21 protein-coding genes are annotated in these 22,663 nt (G+C 36.8%); 17 read left to right on the forward strand and 4 right to left on the reverse strand.

The annotated features are described in order from the left end of the window. Window positions 1–4: 4 nt before the first annotated feature. The gene (locus tag MKX96_RS18995) at window positions 5–1,639 is read left to right on the forward strand and encodes a thiamine pyrophosphate-binding protein (RefSeq protein ID WP_340886711.1); all 1,635 of its coding nucleotides are present in this window, start codon (window positions 5–7) and stop codon (window positions 1,637–1,639) included. A gap of 483 nt (window positions 1,640–2,122) precedes the next feature. Here MKX96_RS18995 and MKX96_RS19000 read toward each other — a convergent pair whose 3' ends face one another. Next, on the reverse strand, window positions 2,123–2,827 hold the full coding sequence (locus MKX96_RS19000) for a hypothetical protein (protein WP_340886714.1): 705 nt from the start codon (window positions 2,825–2,827) through the stop codon (window positions 2,123–2,125). A gap of 273 nt (window positions 2,828–3,100) precedes the next feature. Here MKX96_RS19000 and nagA point away from each other — a divergent pair, with 273 nt between their 5' ends. Together nagA and nagB are read left to right on the forward strand one after the other, a co-directional pair. Continuing rightward, window positions 3,101–4,273 (forward strand): N-acetylglucosamine-6-phosphate deacetylase, encoded by a 1,173-nt coding sequence (gene nagA / locus MKX96_RS19005; protein ID WP_340886717.1) that lies wholly within the window; start codon window positions 3,101–3,103, stop codon window positions 4,271–4,273. Window position 4,274: 1 nt separating this feature from the next. Continuing rightward, complete coding sequence (gene nagB, locus MKX96_RS19010; RefSeq protein WP_340886972.1) at window positions 4,275–4,982, forward strand: glucosamine-6-phosphate deaminase; 708 nt, start codon at window positions 4,275–4,277, stop codon at window positions 4,980–4,982. A gap of 121 nt (window positions 4,983–5,103) precedes the next feature. Here the strand turns inward: nagB and MKX96_RS19015 are convergent, their stop codons facing one another. Further along, window positions 5,104–5,733, reverse strand: coding sequence for an alpha/beta hydrolase (locus MKX96_RS19015; protein WP_340886719.1), 630 nt, complete (start codon window positions 5,731–5,733; stop codon window positions 5,104–5,106). A gap of 566 nt (window positions 5,734–6,299) precedes the next feature. Here MKX96_RS19015 and MKX96_RS19020 point away from each other — a divergent pair. Next, a complete protein-coding gene (locus MKX96_RS19020; RefSeq protein WP_340886722.1) occupies window positions 6,300–7,559 on the forward strand; it encodes a cytochrome P450 in 1,260 nt (419 codons plus the stop codon). Window positions 7,560–7,569: 10 nt separating this feature from the next. Then, window positions 7,570–7,800, forward strand: coding sequence for a hypothetical protein (locus tag MKX96_RS19025; protein ID WP_340886725.1), 231 nt, complete (start codon window positions 7,570–7,572; stop codon window positions 7,798–7,800). Window positions 7,801–7,826: 26 nt separating this feature from the next. Here MKX96_RS19025 and MKX96_RS19030 read toward each other — a convergent pair whose 3' ends face one another. After that, complete coding sequence (locus MKX96_RS19030; protein ID WP_340886728.1) at window positions 7,827–8,744, reverse strand: DMT family transporter; 918 nt, start codon at window positions 8,742–8,744, stop codon at window positions 7,827–7,829. A gap of 329 nt (window positions 8,745–9,073) precedes the next feature. Between MKX96_RS19030 and MKX96_RS19035 the strand changes: the two genes are divergently transcribed. Continuing rightward, on the forward strand, window positions 9,074–10,303 hold the full coding sequence (locus tag MKX96_RS19035) for a sugar ABC transporter substrate-binding protein (protein WP_340886732.1): 1,230 nt from the start codon (window positions 9,074–9,076) through the stop codon (window positions 10,301–10,303). Window positions 10,304–10,348: 45 nt separating this feature from the next. Here the strand turns inward: MKX96_RS19035 and MKX96_RS19040 are convergent, their stop codons facing one another. Further along, complete coding sequence (locus MKX96_RS19040; RefSeq protein WP_340886735.1) at window positions 10,349–11,017, reverse strand: YesL family protein; 669 nt, start codon at window positions 11,015–11,017, stop codon at window positions 10,349–10,351. A gap of 335 nt (window positions 11,018–11,352) precedes the next feature. Here MKX96_RS19040 and MKX96_RS19045 point away from each other — a divergent pair, with 335 nt between their 5' ends. The 11 genes from MKX96_RS19045 (at window position 11,353) to MKX96_RS19095 (ending at window position 22,650) form a co-directional block, all read left to right on the forward strand. Beyond that, window positions 11,353–12,615, forward strand: coding sequence for a sugar ABC transporter substrate-binding protein (locus tag MKX96_RS19045; protein WP_340886737.1), 1,263 nt, complete (start codon window positions 11,353–11,355; stop codon window positions 12,613–12,615). 119 nt (window positions 12,616–12,734) lie between these two features. Next, window positions 12,735–13,631 (forward strand): carbohydrate ABC transporter permease, encoded by an 897-nt coding sequence (locus tag MKX96_RS19050; RefSeq protein WP_340886974.1) that lies wholly within the window; start codon window positions 12,735–12,737, stop codon window positions 13,629–13,631. Window positions 13,632–13,647: 16 nt separating this feature from the next. Continuing rightward, window positions 13,648–14,451: a carbohydrate ABC transporter permease gene (locus tag MKX96_RS19055; RefSeq protein ID WP_340886739.1), complete on the forward strand. Its 804-nt coding sequence runs from the start codon at window positions 13,648–13,650 to the stop codon at window positions 14,449–14,451. A gap of 42 nt (window positions 14,452–14,493) precedes the next feature. Continuing rightward, the gene (locus MKX96_RS19060; RefSeq protein WP_340886743.1) at window positions 14,494–15,495 is read left to right on the forward strand and encodes a zinc-dependent alcohol dehydrogenase; all 1,002 of its coding nucleotides are present in this window, start codon (window positions 14,494–14,496) and stop codon (window positions 15,493–15,495) included. Between the two features lie 34 nt (window positions 15,496–15,529). Further along, window positions 15,530–16,582 (forward strand): Gfo/Idh/MocA family protein, encoded by a 1,053-nt coding sequence (locus MKX96_RS19065; protein ID WP_340886745.1) that lies wholly within the window; start codon window positions 15,530–15,532, stop codon window positions 16,580–16,582. 34 nt (window positions 16,583–16,616) lie between these two features. Continuing rightward, the gene (locus tag MKX96_RS19070) at window positions 16,617–17,588 is read left to right on the forward strand and encodes an acetylxylan esterase (protein ID WP_340886749.1); all 972 of its coding nucleotides are present in this window, start codon (window positions 16,617–16,619) and stop codon (window positions 17,586–17,588) included. A gap of 23 nt (window positions 17,589–17,611) precedes the next feature. Further along, on the forward strand, window positions 17,612–18,454 hold the full coding sequence (locus tag MKX96_RS19075) for a sugar phosphate isomerase/epimerase family protein (protein ID WP_340886751.1): 843 nt from the start codon (window positions 17,612–17,614) through the stop codon (window positions 18,452–18,454). Window positions 18,455–18,467: 13 nt separating this feature from the next. Further along, window positions 18,468–19,154, forward strand: coding sequence for a hypothetical protein (locus tag MKX96_RS19080; protein WP_340886752.1), 687 nt, complete (start codon window positions 18,468–18,470; stop codon window positions 19,152–19,154). Beyond that, window positions 19,151–20,125, forward strand: a complete 975-nt coding sequence (locus MKX96_RS19085) for a Gfo/Idh/MocA family protein (protein WP_340886755.1) — start codon at window positions 19,151–19,153, stop codon at window positions 20,123–20,125. The genes MKX96_RS19080 and MKX96_RS19085 overlap by 4 nt, the downstream gene beginning before the upstream one ends. 50 nt (window positions 20,126–20,175) lie before the next feature. After that, window positions 20,176–21,918: a sensor histidine kinase gene (locus tag MKX96_RS19090; protein ID WP_340886757.1), complete on the forward strand. Its 1,743-nt coding sequence runs from the start codon at window positions 20,176–20,178 to the stop codon at window positions 21,916–21,918. A 9-nt stretch (window positions 21,919–21,927) separates the two neighbouring features. Beyond that, window positions 21,928–22,650: a response regulator transcription factor gene (locus tag MKX96_RS19095; RefSeq protein ID WP_340886759.1), complete on the forward strand. Its 723-nt coding sequence runs from the start codon at window positions 21,928–21,930 to the stop codon at window positions 22,648–22,650. Window positions 22,651–22,663: the final 13 nt, after the last annotated feature.

Genomic DNA, 22,663 nt, shown 5'->3' on the forward strand with positions numbered 1-22,663 from the left:
TGGGATGAAAGCTGTTCGTTCTGTGTTGGAATATTTAAAGGGGATTGGAGTACAACACGTTTTTGGAATACCTGCAGGCTCTGTAAATGCATTTTTTGATGAATTATATGATATGCCGGAGATTACTCCCATAATTACTAAGCATGAGGGTGCTGCCTCATATATGGCTGCAGCCTATGCGAAATACTCGAATCAGCTGAGTGTATGTATTGGAAGTAGCGGTCCTGGAGGTACTAATTTAGTCACCGGTGCAGCTAATGCAATGAGAGAGCACTTGCCAATTTTATTTTTAACGGGAGCTGTGCCAGTAAGTACAGAAGGATTGAATGCATCGCAGGAGCTTGATGCGGATCCGATTTATCATTCTGTCACTAAGTATAGTGTAACAGTGAGAGACTCAAAGGATTTATTAAAGGAAATTATTAAGGCTACCAAAATAGCAGTTTCAGGTGTTCCTGGTCCAGTACATATAGCTATGCCTATTGATGTTCAACAAGGTCCGTGTGGTAACGAAGAGATTCCTACTATTTTGGTAAGGGAAGAAGTTATACCGAATCTCGACATGATTAAACAGGCAGCTAAGGAGTTAGTCGAAAGAAAAAGCGGTTATATATTTGTAGGTCAAGGGGTTAGAAATTCAGTCGACCTATTATTTAAATTGGCAGAGATGCTCGAGTGGCCGATTATGACAACACCGGTCGCAAAGGGCTTTGTTCGTCAAGATCATCCATTGTCTGCAGGGGTATTTGGATTTGCTGCTACAGAACAAGCTACAAGTCTTATAAATGACGGAGATGGAAAATCTCTATTAATCATCGGTTCCAGTCTTGGAGAAACAGCTACTAATAACTATAATGGTAGCCTGACAGATGGGCGATTTACGGTCCAAATGGATTTTGATGAAACCGTCTTTAATCGCAAGTACCCGATTGATATTCCTATCCTAGGTGATATTCAATTGAGCCTTTCTGCATTAATAGAAGAGCTCAAAGCTCTTGGAATAACAAGGAAAGAAATGGCCTTTAATAGAAAAGATAATGTCCAAAGTCATGAAGATTATACTACCAAGAATGTGTTACTTCAGTTACAGTCGTACCTTCCTTCATCTACCCGATACACAATAGATATTGGAGAATTTATGGCTTACGTTATACATGACATGGATGTCCTTGAATACAGTACATTTGATATAAATGTCCATTTTGGAGCTATGGGTAGTGGTATAGGTTCTGCAATAGGAGCTAAGCTTGCTGAACCAGATCGTCCTACAGTAGCCATTACCGGTGATGGGTGTTTCTTTATGCATGGAATGGAAATATTGACTGCTAAGGAATACAATATCCCTGTGCTATTTGTTGTGATGAACAATGCTCGCTTAGGCATGGTTTACCACGGGCACAACCTGCAATACAAAAGGGTTCATCCAAACTTTGCGCAAGAGCCGATTAACATTGCAGCGATGGCAGCGGCTATGAACATACCTAGTGTTCGTATAGAAGAAATGGGAGACTTGAATGAGGAAATCATAAACAGTCTCCTGCAGATGAATGGCCCAGCTGTATTAGAGATTTCATTGGTAGATAATAGTATCCCTCCAATGGGCGATCGAGTTAAATTTCTATCATCCTTTGGAAAATAATTAATATAAAAACTCCTATCTCAGTTTTTGCGAGATAGGAGTTTTTATATAATTTTATACGTTCAAGCAACGGAGCTTTTGTATTTTATAAAAGCTTTGTTAAAGTTATTGGTTGATTTTTACTAACAATTCTTTTTTATAGTGACTGTAAACATAAACAAAGGAACTTTCAAATGGCTATTAAGAACATAAATAGATGATGAAATTGGGGTTGGTGACAGTTTTTAGCTTTGTTTATGCGAGTAAATCTATTAGCGCTTTATCGATGCTATAGCTGTTCCCATTTATTGATTGGAGCGCCAGACGGCGACTCCTACGGGATGAGTGAGACAGATAAGACATCACAACCACGCGCGTTAGCGATGGGTGATGGCTTATCGCTCACCCCGAGGAAAGCGTCCGGCTGGTGCGAAAAATCAATGCTACTCTCTGATTTAAGATTTCTTTGCATTATAAATCAACTCTACCCTTTAACATAGCCATTTATAAATGATCGTATTTCGTCCGTGCTACTTCTATCAAACTATTTAGGACCTGGCCTTTAAATGAATCTTCAACTGATTGTCCGTCTTCTGTGCAGAAATAATAGCACATTTTTTCTTGATTATAACTGAATCCAAGCTCGTTTAGCTTTTCGTGTAAATTCTCTGGTAAGCCATCTAATCCAGTTTTTTGTTTAAAATAATCAGTTGCTAAAATGTACACATCTATATCTTTTACTCCAGTAGAAACAATAAACAAATCTTTGTCCTGTTTAAGAATCCATTGCTTTTTAGAATATAAGGAAATTCTTTTGTTCTCTAAAAAGGCAAGTCCATTTGTATTTATACCAAATAGATTTAGAAGGAGAATACGAATTTGTTCGCCAGTCCACTCATGCTGTTGATTTTCTAGGCACCACGTAATGGCTGCCTTTGGAGTAGGTTCTTTAAGCTTTTCTTCTATCACTGTGTCTAAAAGGTATGCTTTGTCTAAATCTATGTAAAAAGCATGGGATATAAAATGGGAGATAAATTCGGTAGTTACCTCTACTTCTTTAGAACTAAAATACCGATCCATAGCTTCTATTTTAGACATTTCTACTAACTTTTCTTCAATTAATTCATCTTTAACGCCTTCACTTTTTAAGGTTTGGATGATTACTTCATCTATAGACGGATGGTATTTTGGAGAGTGTAAGAATGGCATAATATTCCTCCTTATTTTTAATTATCATACAATAAATGTGGATGGGGTGCTTACATTATTTAAAGAATAATGTTAATAGCCTCATTTTTGAAGCTGTAATTCCTGCTAATTTTAAAAGTTTTGAAAGAATCAACTTAAGAAATACCGCTTTGTAGGAATCGTTAATCTATTTCATAGAATTTAAGTATATAATTTTATACGTTTATATTATATGATTATTTAGAAATATTAAATTTATTTAAAAGTAAATATATTTTATAGGAAGGTGTGCCTATGAGTAATTATCTTATTCAAAATGTTCAAATGTGCTTAGAGGATGGCCAATTAATCGATGGGGAGATTTTAATTGTTGATGGAAAGATAGCATCTATATCTGAAGGTACAATGGAAGAGTTTAATGGAGAAGTCATTGATGGTAAGGGATATGTTGCAATGCCTGGTTTTATAGATATCCATATTCATGGCGCTGCGGGGGCTGATTTTATGGATGGAGATCTCAAGGCTACGAAAGAGATTGCCGAATATTTGCCTCAAGAAGGAACAACATCTTTTTTAGCAACAACTATTACTCACTCATCAGAGAGAATTAAACAATCGATAGAAGTAAACAATCAATTCCTGAAGGAGAGTATAGAAAATCAGGGAGCAGAGATGCTTGGCTTTCATTTGGAGGGGCCATTTATACATCCAGAGCAGGCGGGGGCCCAGCCGGTTCAGCATATACAAAAGCCTTCCGTTGATCGTTTAAATAGTTGGTTTGGAGAACAACTAAGTAATTTAAAGGTAGTTACATTAGCTCCTGAGCTCGACGATGCTTTTGAGATGATCCAGTATTTAAAAGAGAGAGGAATTATTTCTTCCGCAGGTCATTCGAAGGCTTCTTATCAAGACATGAATAATGCAGTAAAGAACGGGTTAACACATCTAACGCATTTTACTAATGCGATGACAGGTGTTCACCATCGAGAAATTGGGATGGTTGGAGCAGGATTCATGAATGAAATGCTTTTCTGTGAAGTTATTGCGGATGGAATCCATTTATCAGACGATATGCTTCGATTAGTGTTTAAGGTGATTGGGCCGGATAGAGTCATTCTCATTACTGATTCTATGCGAGCGAAAGGACTTCCGGATGGAAACTATTCACTTGGCGATCAGGAGGTCAAGGTGGTCGGTCGAACTGCTACCTTAAAAACGGGTACATTAGCTGGAAGTGTGCTAAAAATGAATGAGGGTGTACGGAAAATCCGAGACTTAACTCATTTACCACTTCATGAGTTAGTGAAAATAACCTCAACAAATGCAGCGAAGAGATTAGGAGTAGATGATCGAAAAGGGAGTTTAGCAGTTGGGAAGGATGCCGACATTGTATTGCTAAATAACTCCTTTGAAGTACAATATACTTTTTGTAGAGGAAGGCTGAGTTATTATAATGAGCAAAGGTAATATAACATGGTTGGAAGTTAAAACTTACGAAGAAATGAGTAAAATGGCAGCTACTATTTTTGAAAAGCAATTAATAGAAAAGCCATCTAGTGTATTAGGATTAGCAACAGGAGGAACTCCGATAGGCTTTTATAAAGAATTAGTGCAATGCTACATAAAAGGTGATATTTCTTTTGAAGAAGCAAGTACGTTTAACTTGGATGAATATGTAGGAATCGGGCCGGAGGAAGCTACAAGCTACCATAAATATATGCAGGAGCATCTATTTAAACATGTAAACATTCCAAGAGAAAATGTTTATCTTCCAGATGGCTTAGCAACGAATTTAGAGAAGGAATGTGCCCGTTATGAGCATCAGATTGAACAAAAAGGCGGAGTTGATCTTCAATTACTAGGGATTGGTGTTAATGGACACATTGGATTTAATGAGCCAGGTACGTCTTTTCAGTCAAGAACCCATGTTGTCGAGCTTGCAGATAAAACAAAACAGGATAATGCTAAATACTTTCCAGAAGGAAAATCAGTCCCAGAGCTAGCAATTACAATGGGTATTGAAACAATTATGATGGCTAAGCAGATTGTGTTATTGGCCTTTGGTGAAAATAAAATAGAGACTTTGAATCGCATTAAGGAACAAGGCATTTCTGAGGATTTTCCGGCAAGCTGTTTGAAGATGCATCCTCATGTAACAATTATTTATGGAAGTTAAAAATATATATTATCAAAAAAATGTTTGAGGAGATGTTGTATCTCCTCAAACATTTTAAATAAGAATAAATTTCATTCTTTTCCTTCAATTGAAATTGATAGATGTGTAAAAAAAGATTATTCTACAATTGTTTTAGGAAATTAACTAAATCAAGCTGGTTTTCTGGAACAACTCCATGGCCATCCTCGTATGTTTTATATGTAACATTAGCTCCAAGTCCCTCAAAATAATTTTTACTTTCTAATCCCCAAATAGATGGAATTATGTAATCGTAATCCCCATGCGAAATGAACATAGTCAAATGATCGACAGGGTGCTTTCTATATTCATCTTTCACAAAATCAGGTAAATAACCGCTTAAGGCAGCTACTCCTTTTATTACATCGCCCATAGTGAGAGCTATTGTTTGTGCCAATACGGCACCCTGACTAAAGCCAACTAAACTTATTTTACTTTGATCTAAGCTATATTCCTGAATGGCCTCTGCAATAAATTGGTGTAGATAAGTTACTACCTTATCAAAAACCTGTCTTTCTGGTCTTCCTTCTTCCTCAATCGTGAAAAATGCATATCCAGGGTTAAATACAATTGGTCCACGCAAACTAAAAATATGGTGGCTACCTTCTAATTCGCTTACAAGCTGGAGCAAATCCTCTTCGTTACTGCCCATGCCATGAAATAAGAAAAGAGATGGCTGGTCATTTCCTTTAGTGGTCGGTGCTATATATTTATATGTAAAAGGGGACTTCATAGTAGCTACTTCCTTCCTTCTTGTAGTAAATACATTCTATCATATGCTTTATTTAATGATAAAAGATAAGTGCAACGACTTTTTTAGTTGTTTAGGAAATTATAAAGTTCTGAACCTGGGGATAAATTGGTGTCTAGCTCCATCGCCTTGCCCCTCGGGGTCAAATGGGAAAATACTGCGGTGGCTGAGGAACTGCCTCCTCGCATTTTCCCATTTGCCTGTCGGGGCAGTGACAGGCGATTATGCTTTTCTTGATGTCTAGCTCCATCGCCTTGCCCCTCGGGGTCAAATGGATAAAAGCTCCGGTGGCTGAGGACCTGCCTCCTCGCATTTCCCCAATTGCCTGTCGGGGCAGTGACAGGCGATTATGCTTTTCTTGATGTCTAGCTCCATCGCCTTGCCCCTCGGGGTCAAATGGATAAAAGCTCCGGTGGCTGAGGAACTGCCTCCTCGCATTTCCCCATTTGCCTGTCGGGGCAGTAACAGGCGATTATGCTTTTCTTGTTTTAACCAGATTAAAAAGGGAAAAGTAAACAAACAATAGAAGCAAATAAGGAGATGGTTAAATGACTAATTCAAGGCAGATGCCAAAGGAAGAAGGTCTAGATCATAGTCTCACATTATTGCGTGAGGGATATATGTTTTTAGCGAATAGACGTAAAAGCTTTGCATCTAATATCTTTGAAACAAGACTGCTGGGGCAGAAGGCAATCTGTATGGGTGGCGAAGAGGCATCTAAGCTTTTCTATGATAACGATAAGTTCATAAGAACGGGAGCAGCTCCAAAAAGACTTCAAAAGACACTATTTGGAGTAGGCGGAGTTCAAGGATTGGACGAGGAAGAGCATAGAAATAGAAAAGGGATGTTCATGTCTATCATGACGCCAAATCATCTAGAGCGTTTAAACCATCTTACTCAAAAATATTGGGATATCAAAAGTAAAGAATGGGAACAGAAAGACCAAGTCGTTCTATATGATGAATCCAGAGAATTATTATGCAAGCTGGCGTGTGAATGGGCGGGTGTCCCATTGAATGATGACGAAGTAAAAAAACGGACAGAGCAGCTGACTAAATTATTTGAGTCTGCTTCTGCGCTGGGACCTGAACATTGGATGGGAAGACACGCTAGAAAAGAATTAGAGGATTGGATTGGAGAGCTGGTGCAACAAGTAAGAGATAGCCAGCTACAGCCGCCAGAGGGAACTGCTCTCAACAGTTTTTCTTTTCATAAGGACATAGATGGCAAACTGTTAGATAAAGAAATAGTTGCTGTAGAAGTGCTGAATATTATTAGACCGATCGTAGCAATCTCGGTTTATATTACCTTCACCGGATTGGCCGTTCATCAATATCCTGAAAATAAACCGAAACTTTTAAAAGAGGACGAATTCCTTCAAATGTTTGTACAGGAGGTCAGACGATTTTATCCTTTTTTTCCTGCGACAATAGCTAGAGTGAAAAAAGACTTTATCTGGAACGATTTTCAATTTGAAGAAGGAACTTTAACCTTATTAGACTTGTATGGAACCAACCATGATCCTCATCTATGGGACAACCCAGAAATTTTCAATCCCGATCGTTTTGCACAGTGGGACGAAAGCCCGTTTAGCTTTATACCTCAAGGCGGTGGAGATTTCAATATGGGCCATCGCTGTGCAGGAGAGTGGGTAACTATTGAAATAATGAAGGTGAGCCTTCAATATCTTGCAAATAAGCTAGCTTACGACCTTCCAAATCAGGATTTAAGCTATAGCATGGTAAGTATCCCAAGTCTTCCACATAGTAAGGTTATAATGGCCAATGTAAAAAGCAAGCAACAATAGGAGACTAAATATGAAAGAATTTAAAATTACTTACTTCTTTGATGAAAACCATTATATAAGAAGGTTTATTCACTTGGAATCATCGGAGGAAGCGGAGAGTCTGATTCGAAATGAAAGAGATCAGTTTATTTCCTTTTGGGACAGTAGAGGCATCTACCATGAATTGAATACGAAGAACGTCCGTATAATCCAACTGTCTGAATACCATCGCATAGATAAAAGTAAAAAGGTACCCAAATGAAGCATAGTCTTCATGGGTACCTTTTTTCATATGTGATTTTTGGCTGTATTTTCTTGCTTTAAGGTCAGCCGCTGTTTATTACCATACAAGTTAACGAGTAACAAGCTGCTTATTGCAATGGTCCCACCAACAATAGAAAGTGGAGAAGGAAGCTCATGAAGCCAAATCCAAGTAATAATTATAGCAACAACTGGCTCCGCGTATAATGTATTGGAAATAGAGCTGGCATCGCTCTTAGATAACGCTATTGCCCAAGTGAGGTAGGCTAATGCTGTAGGAAATATACCAATGTAAATCGCAGATAGATTTGCTTCTACAGTTGCGTTTTGAAGAGTATCGAATAGGCCAGGTGAAAAAAAGAGAAATGGTACAGTACCAGCCCAAGTAAAATAAGCGGTAAGCTCAATAGCGCTATATTTCTTAAATAAAGGCTTTTGATATACGAAAAAAATAGACGTGGCAAAAGCTGCAATTAGAACTAGGAATATTCCTGGAGAGATATCAAAGGATGAATCCCCAGTCCCTAAAGCAATAAGTATTATTCCAACAAAGCCAAACCCTAATCCTACCCATCCTACTTTTCCTAATCGTTCATTTAATATAACTACAGCCATCACTGTGGTAACAATTGGTGCAGAACCGATAAGCATACCTGCAGTCCCTGCAGAAATGGTCATTTGTCCAAATGTCACGCAAACATGGTAGAGGCTAATACCAATCCACCCTAAAATTAATATTTTCCATAGGTCACTTTTCTCAGGAAGTTTAAATTTACTTCCTGGCCAGAATGCTACAACAGCAAAAATAAGTGAGGCTATCAAAAATCTATATAAAGATAAGTGACCCGGAGGAAAGCCTCCATTTAAGCTTGCACTAATAGCTGCAAAAGAAGATCCCCAGATAGCTACAGTCATAATTGCGAGAAAAAAAGCTTTTGTATTCATCTATCATTCACCGAGCCTTATGTAGTAAGATTCTTTATTTTAATATAACTAATGAATCTTACAACATATATGCAATTTAAACAACATGACGACAGCTATTTGTCACAAGAAATGAAAAGAAAATTTAGCTGTCATGTTGAAAATTAGAGACTATATTAGGACATTGTCTCTTTCATATCGGTCAGATACTATTAAGAAACAAAATGTTTTATATTTTTACATACTTGGAAAAAAATACTTTATTATTTTAAGGTAATTTGAAAGGGGTGAACTAGAAGCAGAATCGAAAAGAGAAGAGCAGCTAGAATACAAATCGAAGGGGTAGGTCAATGAAAAAGTTATTATTTTTATTGTTGGTAAGTGGGTTACTGATGGTTGGTTGTAGTGACGAGACTGGAACAACGGATTCTCAAAGTAAAGGGGAAATAACTGTATGGGCTCATCCGTACACGGACAATCAGGAAAAGGAAGGGGAAATGTGGAAGGAGTTAATCGCTTCTTATGAAGATGCTTCTGGTGTGAAGGTTAACTTCCAACAAATCCCGTGGGCTAATCGCGATCAAAAAATATTGACTGCACTTGCTGCAAATAATGGTCCAGATGTATTTTATGCAATCCCTGACCAAATGCCTCAATATGCTGAAGCAGGGATGCTAGTTGACCTTAGCCCTTACATGGAAAACAACGATATGGACGATTTTGTGGAAAGCTCCCTGGTTCCAACTAAGTGGAAGGGGAAAATGTATGGTGTGCCGATTTTACAATCAGTCGAAACCTTTATGTACAACGTTGAAGTTGTGAAAGCGATTGGGGAAGATCCTTCCAAGCTTCCAACCACGTGGGAAGAGTTTGAAGAGTGGGCAGCTAAAGCTAAAGAAAAGGGTTACTATGCTTCTAGCTTCCAAGGCGGAGGCTCGATGAATGGTACTCTCTATCCTTATTTATGGCAGGCTGGCGGTGAAATATTAACTGAAGACAATAAAGTAATGATTAATAACGAAAATGGCGTAGAGGCATTTGAATTTATTAACAAATTATATAGTAATGGTTGGATTCCGCAGGATTCGATTACTGCCTTAGACCATGATGCCTTATGGGATAGTGGAAAACTGTTATCTATTCAAGGAGCAGGTAAATCAGTAAGTAGAATGCTAGAAAAAGAGACTTTTGAGTTTGTAATCGCTCCTCCGTTAAAGAATAAAAAACAAGCTACCTATGGTACCACTGGCATGTTTGTTGTGCCGGTAAATTCAGATAACAAAGATGCAGCTGCAGAGTTTATTAAAGTAATTACAAATGCTGAAAACCAAAGGAAATTTAATAGAGAAACTCAATTCATTCCTACTAGAGAGTCAGCAAAAGATATTTATGACGATCAAAAATATCTTGCCCAATTAGCTTCTTACACGGAGTTTACACAGTCAGGAGTCATTCATCCGGAAGGTCGTAATATTATGCCGTTAATACAGGCGGAGCTTCAAACCATGCTAGAAGGTAAGAAAACTCCTAAAGAAGCGGCAGATGCAGCGGCCAAAGCTATTGAAGGAAAGCTAAAGTAATAAGAAAAGAGAGCGTGATCTAAAGAATAGATCCAGCTCTCTTTTTTAAGATTTCAGTTCCTCAACCAATAAGTCTTTACTATTTAATGGTTTTTCTTGTTGTACTTTTTGTTTTTGCTCAATTCTTCTAAAGGCTCTAAAACTTAACACAGTTATTGCATAGGCTAGAAGGCTTCCTGAGAAAAGTGGTATGGCTCCAGGTAAAAATGTAAGAAAAAAGTACATAGCTAATGTGCTTGCTAAGATGCCAAAAAGCTCTAAGGGAGACGTAATAGCAATAAGAAACGACTGTTTTATGTATTGAAAGTATTTTAGTTCAAAATGAACATAAACAGGAAAGAAAAATAGTAGTGTAAGAATACTAGAGATTAAAATGAAAAATAGAGCAGGTAATAAAAAATTAAATTGGCCATTACTTAATTGAACAAATTGAAAATCAAATATTAAAAAATAACAAACAAAAGTAAATAATAATCCAAAACTGTTTGCTCTCCAAAAGTCTTTTTTAAAGATTCTCCAAAAAGATTGAAAGAATTTAAATGGTTCTTGGCCTTCTTTCATGACCATCAATCTTACAACCCCAAATAATGCGACAGTGGAAGGGAATAGACCTAAAATCCCTAAGCCTAAAACAGTGAAAATAATCCACAATAAATTTAAGTAAATTAGCGACAACATCCAATATGCAACTTTATTAAAATTATCCCAATTCACCTTCATTTTCTCCTCTCAAACAGAAGTCTATTAATTAAAGACTATTTATAGACATTGTCTCTTTATTGTTAATCATATAAGATAAGTAAAAGTTAACTTATTATTTTGTAATTTCAGTATATTTTAGGCTATTAAGAAAGTAAATAGTTTTATAATTTTACTTTGGTAGCGCTTACCTAAAAGTATACTTGAAGTTTTTACAATTTATATCTTTGACTGTTAGAGGTTACAGAGAAAGAACGACAAAGAGCGGATTACTAGGAGGAGGGATTTAGTAATTAAGGAACAGCTATTAATCCAAACAACATATTTTAAAAAGGGGAAGGGGTAAATACATGAAAAAGCTGTGGTTATTTTTAATATTGTTAGTATTTAGTGCCTTAATGGTAGCTTGTAGTGATGATGAGGCAGGGGAAAAAATAGAAACGTCTGGAGAAGCTGGAAAGGATGGTTTTTCAGGTGAAATAACTGTTTGGGCACATCCGTATACTGGAGATCAGGAAGTTGAAGGTAAAATGTGGGATGAAATTATTGCTTCTTATGAAGAGGCTACAGGAGTAAAGGTCAACTTTGAGCAAATTCCTTGGGCAAATCGTGACCAAAAGGTTCTTACTGCTTTAGCTGCTAACAATGGTCCGGATGTATTTTATGCTATCCCTGACCAAATGCCACAATATGCAGAAGCAGGGATGCTAACGGATCTTAGCCCATATTTAGAGGACAACGATATGGAGGACTTTGTTGAAAGTGCTCTAGTTTCCACTACATGGAAGGATAAAGTATACGGTTTACCTATTCTACAAGAAGCTTATACCTTCCTTTACAATGTAGACATCATCAAGGAAATCGGTGAAGATCCATCCAAACTGCCAGCAACATGGGAAGAGTTTGAGAAATGGGCAGAAAAAGCAAAAGCAAAAGGGTATTACGCATCTAGCTTCCAAGGTGGAGGTTCTATGAACGGTACATTATATCCATATCTTTGGCAGGCTGGTGGAGAAGTACTTACAGCAGACAATGAAGTAAAGATTAACAGTGATGCTGGTGTAGAAGCGTTCGAATTTATCAACAAAATGTATAAAAATGAGTGGATTCCAAAGGATTCTATTACAGCTTTAGAGCACGATGCATTATGGGACGGTGGTAAACTGCTGTCTGTTCAAGGATCGGGAGCATCTATTAGTCGTATGTTAAGTAAAGAAACATTTGAATTTGTTATTGCACCACCTTTAAAGAACAAAAAACAAGTTACTTATGGAACTACAGGGATGTTCGTAGTGCCTATTAACTCTGAAAATCCAGATGCAGCAGCTGAATTTGTAAAAGTCATGACGAATGCTGAAAACCAACGTAAGTTTAACCAGGTTACTCAGTATATTCCTACACGTGAATCTGCTAAGGATATCTTTGAAGAGCAAAAATATTTAGCTCAGCTAGCGACTTATACTGAGTTTGCTTTACCAGGAGTTATACATCCAGAGGGACGCAACATTATGCCGTTAATTCAAGCAGAGCTCCAAACGATGATGGAAGGCAAGAAAACTCCAAAAGAGGCTGCTGATGCAGCTGCTGAAGCAATTAAAGGAAAAGTAAAGTAAATCTAATAGGGAGTTTGGTCTTTGACAGATCAAGCTCTCTATATGATTAATCTACATATGAAAGGGTGTTTACACTGGTAAATACAATAGGTAAACCTTTAGTGTCCAAGAAAAATGGGATGACGCTAAGGGCTAGATTAAAAAGACAATGGGATCGTAATGCAATCGTCTATATTTTTCTTATTCCGATCTTAATACATTTTGCTATTTTCCAAGTGTATCCATTCCTTTTAAGTTTTTATTTAACATTCATGGATTGGAAGGTAATTGGTGATCCAGAATTTGTAGGGCTTAAGCATTGGAAATACTTTTTAAGCGATAGTATCGCGTGGAAGGCCTTATGGAATACTGTGATGTTTTCAGTTTATTATATTGTCCCAACCATGGCAGTGGGCTTAATACTAGCCTTAATTATTAATTCGGGTGTTAAGATGGCTGGATTTTTTAAAGGCGTTTTCTTTTTACCTGTTGTAACATCTTTTGTAATTATCGCTGGCATATGGGGATGGTTATTCAGAGGGACAGAAGAAGGAATGATTAACTATCTAATAGGGTTCATCGGTATTGAGCCTCAGCTATTCTTATCTGATTCTAGTCAGGCTTTACCTGTCTTAGCAGCATTAAGTGTCTTTAAGGTTGCCGGGAGCACTATGATTTATTATTTCGCTGGTCTCCAATCGATAGACAAGGGACTATATGAGGCGGCTAAAATGGATGGGGCATCGACTAGTAAAATCTTTTGGAAAGTAACTTTTCCCCTGTTGAAGCCTATTCATTTTTATGTAGCGATTACTACTACTATCGGGTCATTCCAAATATTTGACTCAGCTTACTTGCTAACAGGTGGAGGACCAAACTATGCAACAACGACTATTGTTTATTACTTATACAATCAAGGCTTTACTAGCTTAAATTTAAGCTACGCTGCAGTACTTTCCTATGTGCTATTCTTCATTATCCTAATGATCTCGCTCTTACAAAGAAGGTTTTTAGGGAAAGAGTCTAATCTCTACTAGAAGGGGATGAAATTGTTTGAAAAAGGTAATTTCCTACATTGCTTTGTTTATATTGGGTTTTTGTTTTCTAATGCCCTTTGTCATTATGATTTTAGGGTCTTTTAAAAATGTAGAATACGCACAATTAGACCCGCTTTTTTGGATTCCAGATGAACCAACTCTAAAAAACTACTTTTATATTATGAGAGATGGCCAATTTCTCCGATGGATTTTTAACTCAGTTGTTATTACTGTGATACCCGTAGCTAGTCAGATGATTTTTTGTGCGATCCTAGGTTATATTTTCGCTAAGAAAAAATTCTTTGGGAGAGAGGTTATATTTTGGGTGTTTATGGGGGTTATTATGATTCCTCAACAATTGTTAATCATCCCGAAGTATATTATGTTCTCTGACTTTGGATGGATCAATACCTATTGGGCACTTATTGTTCCAGAGCTCTGGGGAATTATGGGGGTTTTCCTAGTAAGACAGTTTCTACAAGGAATACCAAATGATTTAGAAGAGGCTGCATATATAGATGGGGCAAATGATTTACAGATATTCTTTAAAGTTATTTTACCTCTCTCTATCCCGGTAGTCGCTACAGTTGGAACTTTTGCCTTTATTTCAAACTGGAACGATTTATTCCAGCCGTTAATTTATTTAACTCAGGAAAAAATGTTCCCGGTAACACTTGGCTTGGCTTCGATGTTAGGGAAGGAAGGAAACTTTGGGATAGAAATGGCAGGTTCAGCAGTTTCTTTTATACCAACTTTTCTAATTTTTCTATTCTTCCAACGATATTTTACAGAGGGAATTCAAATGTCAGGTTTGAAATGATGAATTCTAACCAAATAGGTTTTGATGTAAGGAGCGATTGAAGTGAAGTCAGTTATTGCTAAAGATCAAAAGGTTTATATAGAAGAAAAATCTAAAATGGATATTTTACCTTCCTATCTTATGATCAAAACGTTGTATAGCGCTATATCTCCCGGAACCGAGTTGAGTTTAATAACAGCTAGCAATGACCGAGAGATTTCTTTAGGGTATAGTGCTGTTGGTATTGTTGAGGAATGCGGAAACGAAATCACTGACTTTCAAGAAGGTGATATAGTTGCTTGCTACGGAGCACCCTACGTGGGGCATTCTGAGTATTTATGTGTACCAACAACCTTATGTGCCAAGGTTCCAATTGGTATGGACCCAAAAGAAGCGTCTCTAGCTGGAATCGGAGCAATTGCTATTCATGCACTTCGAGTAGCGAAATTAGAATTTGGAGAAACCGTAGTGATTGTAGGTCTTGGATTGCTAGGGCAAATGATTGCAAAGATAGCACATGCTGCTGCCTATGATGTTCTTGCATACGATGTACAAGCTGAAAGAGGAGCTATGTTAAAAGAAGAATCAGGAATTACCTCCTTTTCGAATTTAGAGAACATGAAGGAAGAGATCAATGTACGTACATTCAACCGAGGAGCAGACGCTGTATTGCTTTGTGCGGGAGGCAAACGGTCAGCGCTTACTGGTCAAAGCTTGGAATGGATACGCAACCAAGGAAAGGTAGTCATTGTAGGAGATATTGAGCCGGACTTTCCACGAGAGTTAATGTTTGGGAAGGAAGCTCAAATTCTCATCTCTAGAGCAGGGGGGCCAGGGAGATATGATCCTGTCTATGAAAAGCAGGCAGTGGATTATCCTTATGGATATGTAAGGTGGACAGAGGGAAGAAATGTAGCTGAATATTTAAGATTAGTAAATGAAAAGCGTATTAAGATTAATTCATTTATAACTGAAGAAGTGAACATAGATCAGGCGCAGGCTGCATATAAAGATTTGACTGACAAGAAATCTAAAACCCTGACGAAGATTATAAGTTTTCGGTAGGGCATAGAGTTTTATAACTGAGAGGAGCATTTTAATGTTGAAAGTTGGCGTGATTGGTGGAGGATCTATTTCACAATTTCATATTACCCCTTATCTCCTACATAATCGGGTAGAGCTAGTAGCATTATGCGATCAGAACGAGCAAAGACTTACGGAATGTGGTAATCAATATGGTGTTACTCATATGTATACCAACTATAAAGACTTATTAGCTAACAAAGATGTAGATGCAGTAAGCATTTGTACATGGAACAATACACATGCTGAAATTGCTATTGCTGCACTGGAAGCAGGGAAGCATGTATTAGTTGAAAAGCCCTTATGCATGACGGTCGAAGAGGCGTTGGCAGTCGAGGCTGCAGCAGTAAAGTCAGGCAAAGTTTTACTCGTCGGATTTGTTAGAAGACATGGTAATAACTCTAATATCTTAAAACAATTCATCGATCAGGATTACTTGGGGGAAATCTATTATGCAAAAGCATCTTGTTTAAGAAGGCTAGGAAATCCAGGTGGCTGGTTTAGTGATAAATCTAAATCTGGTGGAGGAGCTCTTATGGATTTAGGCGTTCACATGATAGATCTTTGCTGGTATTTGATGGGGAGGCCTAGACCAGTTTCTGTCAGTGGCAACACGTATTCTAAACTCGGTAATCGAAGTAATGTCAAAAACCTTTCCTTTTACAAGGCAGCTGACTACGACTCATCTTTAAATAACGTGGAAGATTTAGCAAATGGATTAATTCGTTTTGAAAACGGAGCATCTTTGGCGGTAGATGTAAGCTTTACGCTTCAGGCAAAAGAGGATCAAGTAAGTGTTAAATTGTTTGGAGACAAAGGAGGAGCTGAAATAGAACCAGAGCTAATTATTGTGACGGAGCAGAACGATACGATCTTAAATATTCTTCCGCAGGTTGACAACAAAAGTTTTGACTTTGCAGGCTCATTTACTAATGAGATAAACCATTTTGTAGAATGCTGCTTAGACGGGAAATCGCCTGTTGCACCTGTTGAAGATGGGGTCGAAGTAATGAAAATGTTGAATGCTATCTATGAATCTGCTCAAACAGGTAAAGAGGTTTATTTGTAAGGACACAGTTTGCTTAGAAAGGAGCTAAATCGATTTGGGTAGACAAATTGGAGACTATTCTTTAAACCATTTAAAGGAATATCAGCCAAAGCTTATTCGTAAGCCGGTAGACTTTCATGTTTTTTGGGAAGAACAAAAGAAGAAAATAAGCAATCTCCAACCAAATGTCACAGTTGTTTGGAAGGATTACGTGATTCCTACTATGGAGGTAGCAGATTTGGTGTTTGAAAGCTGGGATGGGACACCATTAAAGGGATGGGCCATTAAGCCTAAAGGTGTTGAACAATGTCCTGTCATATTAAATATCCATGGATATACAGGCAGCCGTGGACTGCCGTTAGACTACCTAAAATGGATTTCTATGGGGATAGCTGTGTATGCCTTTGATGTTCGAGCGCAAGGAAGCTCACCGGACTACGCTAAATACAATAATGGAAGTAGAAGCCTTGGGTGGATGCTAAATGGTATCCATGATCCAGATAATTACTATTATACGAATGTGCTTAAGGATCTTCAATTTCAACTTGAATGGATTAATTCACCGGATGCTCTTTTTATCCCAACGAAACTAGGAGTTGTAGGAAGCTCTCAAGGAGGGGGCTTAGCCTTGGCAATTGCTGGAATGGATCAAAGAATTGAACTAGTAGTCTCAGATTATCCATTCCTCGCAAATTTTGAAAGAGCCTTAGAGGTGTCTTTGGCAGGTCCGTATATGGAGTTTATCAATTATTTCAAGTATACAGACCCACAATATGACACCTATGAAACATTGATGAATACACTTGGCTATATTGATTGTGTACATTTCTGTGAATCGATTAACTGCCCAACCCTAATGTCTATTGGGTTAGAGGATTCTGTAACACCACCATCAACTGTCTTTGCAGCCTATAACCATTTACGAACAAAAAGTAAGGAAATAGAAGTCTACCCTCAGTATGCACATGAGGTTAACCCTTTTCATGAAGAAAAGAAGTTGGCTTTTGTCAGAAAGCATTGGAGCTGAAGGGATAGATAGGAGGGGAATAAATGAAAGTTAGTATAAGTATGTATAGCTTAGCTTCCACTCTTCGAGGAGAGAATTGGTCAGTTTCAGATTTTATTGATTATGCAAAAAGTATATCTTTGGATGGCGTAGAGCTTTTAGATATTTACTGGCAAAATCCTGTTAACAAGGATGAAGAGATAAAGAAAGTTGTCGAGAAACTGCACAAAACCAATCTAGAAGTTTCAGCTTATGATATTACAAATAACTTTGTTCATCAAAACAAAACAGAACGAAAAGCAGAAGTGGAAAAAGTAGTGGAAGGCATTCGTGTCGCCAAGGCAATGAATGCTAATACAGTTCGTGTTTTTTGTGGAGATATTAGAGAGGGCCTTATCTATGAAGAGTGTTTTGATTGGATCATCGAGGGCTTGAAAGAAAGTGCAAAGGTAGCTGAACAGGAAAAGATAGTTTTGGCTATTGAAAACCATGGTCTTTTAGCGGGAAAAAGTCAGCAGATTCAGGAAATTATTAAAGCAGTCAACAGTCCGTATGTGAAGTCTACCTTTGATACGGGGAACTTTTTGCTAGTTCACGAAGAGCCAACAAATGCATTTGACCGGCTTAAGACTGAAATAGCTCATGTTCACTTTAAGGATTTCAGAGAGAAGGAAGTTCATGAAACCGTAAAAGGCTTTCGTTCAACGGAAGGAAAAGAGCTAATCGGGGTTATCCCAGGTGACGGGAAAGTAGATTTAACTTATATCGTGGAAGGACTTAAAAAACAAGATTACCAGGGTTGGCTTTCCATTGAGTATGAAGGCTTTGAGGATGCGAAGCTTGCTAACGAAGAGGCGGTGCATCGACTGAGAAAGCTGTTGAATTGAGGAGTGATTAATCATGAGTATTATTTTGGGTAATTTTAATGAGGTGGAGTTAGGACAGGCAAGTAGGCTTCAGTCTGTTGAAAAGCTAGTGGAGATTAATGGTGAACAAGGTTCTTTTGTTATGGACGCTACAGAGAAAAACTTAAGAGCTCTAGAGCAAAGTGGATATGACATTTTCATTCCAACAGATTTACTTAGTTATGTGAATGAGGATAGTAACGCCAAGGTATATTTTGAATTGGAGTGTTATCCATTCTACAAAAAAATAAAAGAAGTAATAGAGAATGGCAGCAAGGCAAATGGCGTATTTCGTTTTCGAAGAATGGTAAGAGAGGATAACCTAAATATTATGGCAGGAGACCTCTATGTACTTTCCTTATTGTTTGGTGAACCTAAAGAGAGACGAATAAAAAGGTCTAAGCGAGATTCTGGTACAAGTCATATAATACTCATGATTCGTTTTGAAAGTGGAGCCATGGCCCATGTAGAATTTACGATTGCAAATGTGGAACGAGTTGAAATGGAATGGAGTGGAATGAAGCGTATTGTTGAATTTGATAGTGAGGAGTTGAAGGGTCAGCTTCTTCCGTTACAATACGATGCGGATGATGTATTGCGCTCTGCAAAAAAGGTAGATGCTGTGCTTATTGATAAAGTGGAATTCTATAGGGATTTCATAGCTGGAGGTGCACTAATATGAAGATAGGTATGATGAGTTTTGCTCATATGCATGCAAACAGTTATGCGAACGCTCTAACAAAAATGAAAGATGTGCAAATTGTTGGTGTCTTTGATGAGTCGGCAGAGAGAGGGCAACAGGCAGCCGCTTTGTTTGGTGCGTCCTATTTTAACAATCAAGAGGAATTTCTCTCCTTAGACATGGATGCAGTGATCGTTTGTAGCGAAAATAATCGACATAAAGAGATGGTAATCAATGCAGCTAAGGCTAAAAAGCATATTTTATGTGAGAAGCCGATTGCTACTAATATAGAGGATGCAAAGGAAATGATTGAAGTATGTAAAGAGCAGTCGGTCATTTTGCAAATAGCTTACCCCGTAAGATTTAGTACTCCAATTCGCCATTTAAAAGAGTTAATTGATAAAGGAGAGTTAGGAAAGATTATTGCTTTTCGTACCACTAACAGAGGACAAAACCCTGGTGGTTGGTTTATAGAAGAAGAAGCGGCTGGAGGAGGAGCAGTGCTTGATCATACGGTACATATGGTAGATATAATGCGTTGGTATTTAGGACAGGAAGTTTCAGAAGTGTCTGCTATAGTTGACTCCTATTATCATGATATTGCAATAGATGATGCTGGTCTACTTACGTTAGAATTTGCAAACGGTGTAATTGCTTCCCATGACCCTAGCTGGTCAAGATTTGCTCAATATCCCACTTGGGGTGATGCAACGATTGAAGTCATTGGTACTAAGCAAATAGTTAAGGTAGATGCCTTCAAGGAGCATTTCCGTATGTTTGTTAGTGGAGAAAAATCTCTTGAACACGTTTTCTATGGAAACGATATGGATTTTGGGTTAGTGCAAGATTTTGTTCAATGTGTAAAGGAAGGAAGAGAGCCATCGGTTACAGGCTATGATGGTTTAAAGTCGCTTGAAGTTGCCTTGGCTGCATATGAGTCTAGTAAATTAAAGCAACCAATTAAATTATAGATTAAAAAGGCACGTGTAGGTAAAAGCTAAGTTAATGAAAGGGGATAAAAATGTCCTTAAGAAATAAGATTTTTATTACTTTTTCATTTTTATTATTAATTCCATTAATAATTGTTGGCTTAGTTGTCCAAGACATATTTACAAGTGCAAAAGGACAGGAAACTCTCAGTAAAAGAGAGAATACAATTACCCAGTTAAATTATAATTTAGACTTAATAATTGACGATGCTTCCAGATCTTCCTTATCAATTCTATACAATCAAGAGCTTTTAGGTATTTTAAGAGAATATGAAGAAGACACACCGTTGACTTATAAAAAAGCTAGTGACAGTACTGCTTTTTCCCTATTTTTATCAAGTATGGTGTTTAACAAAGACCAAATATACGGAATGCATGTTTTTACTAAAAGTGGTCATTTGTTTAGTCATCAGGGAGTAGGTACTGTAAAAAATCATGTGAAATTACAGGAACAGGAATGGTATGAAAAAGCCAAAGAAGCAGAAGGAAGATGGATAATTTATCATGATGAAAATCCAACATACTATAAAAATAGTGATACGAGTTATGTAAGTTTTTTCAGAATATTGAGAGACCCTATCGATTTAAATGAATTAGGAGTAATAAAGATTGATTTATCCCCTACATATATAGAACAGCTCACTGAACAGTTTACTAATGAAAATTGGATGATTACCAATGGGAATAACGAAAAAATACTTGGAAGTACTAATAAAGATTTTCTTTCCTCATGTTTAATAAATAGATCCAACATAATAAATACTAATAACAAACAAAAATATTTGTGTGTAACTCATGAGTCAAAAAAAACAAATTTAAAGATACATAGTGTAATTCCAGAAAAATATCTATTTAGAGAGATAGAAGAATTTAATAAAGTTCTATTCTTTCTAATAATATTATGTTTGATTTTTTCACTTATTACTTCTTATTTAGCTACTAACTTTTTACTAAAACCATTAGAGCTATTAAAGACACAAATAAGAAATTATCAACAAAATAAATTCTCTAATCATTATCATTCCTCTACCAAAAATGAAATATTAGAATTAGGTATTGCTTATGATGGAATGCTGACTGAAATAGACACCCTTATTACTAAGGTATATCAAACGAACTTAATTAGTCTAGAAGCGGAATACAAAGCCTTACAAGCTCAAATGGACCCTCACTTTATTTTTAATACATTAGAATCGATTAATATGCAGGCAATTACCAACGAACAATATGAGATATCAGATATGATAGCTGAATTAGGAAAATTAATAAGATATAGATTGAAAAATGAAGAACAACAAGTTCCAATAGAGCAGGAAGTGATGTTCTCCAAGTCTTATGTAAAATTGATGAAGAACAGAATGGGGGACAGTATGGATGTCTTATGGGAAATAGAATTAAATCAAGACAGTGTATTAGTCCCAAAGTATCTCATTCAACCTCTAATTGAAAATTCGCTAAACCATGGTTTTAGTGAAACAAATAAAAAAATAGTAATAAATGTAGAGATAAAAAGGAAAGATGACAAACTGATTATTACAGTTAGTGATAATGGAGTAGGTATGAAGGAAGAAAAAGTAAGGGAAATCAATACGTTTATTAATAATACGCAAGGAAGTCCACATCAATCTAATGATGATATTAAGTCAAATTCTGGAATTGCATTAAGTAACATAAATAGAAGACTAAAATTACTATATGGAGTAAACAGTAATGTCCTTATTAATTCTACAATTGGCCTAGGAACTAAAGTGAAAATAATTTTAGATAGTAGGTGATGAAAACCTATGGATAATGTCTTGCTAGTGGATGATGAACAAATAATTAGGAAGGGAATAAAGAAACTCTTAGAAGAAGTTATTACAGGTTACAAAGTTTTATGGGAGGCAAGTAACGGGGCTGAGGCCTTAAATATTTCTAATATCGTTATACCTGACCTTGTAATAACAGATATTAGAATGCCTGTCATGAATGGCCTGGACTTTATATTTAGTTTTACAAAGAAGTACCCACAAGTTCCTATTATTGTTATTAGTGGTTACGAGGATTATAGCTTTTTAAGAGAAGCATTAAAGTTAGGTGTTAAAGACTATTTGTTAAAACCTATAAGTAGAGAAGAGCTTACAAGTACTCTTCAAAGTATTAGTAAGAAGAAGGAAAAAGAATTAACAATTGGAGAATCAATAAATATAAGTAATATTAAGTCCGTCATAAATGACAACCTAGAAAAAGGGCTAACCCTTAATTTTATATCCTCTATATTGAATTTACATCCAAATTATATAAGTCAATTATTTAAGCAAGAGACTGGAATAAATATTTCTGAGTATATAACTAAAATAAGAATAGAAAAAGCAAAAGAACTATTAACTCAGACAAATTTAAAAGTGTGCGATATTTCCAATCTTGTGGGATTTGTAAATTCCAAACATTTTATAGTAGTCTTTAAAAAATATGAAAGTTGTACGCCATTTCAATATAAAAACAGTAAAAAAACTGAAAAATCTTAATAATAGAAACCTT

Source organism: Psychrobacillus sp. FSL W7-1493, assembly GCF_038004905.1.
GTDB lineage: Bacteria > Bacillota > Bacilli > Bacillales_A > Planococcaceae > Psychrobacillus.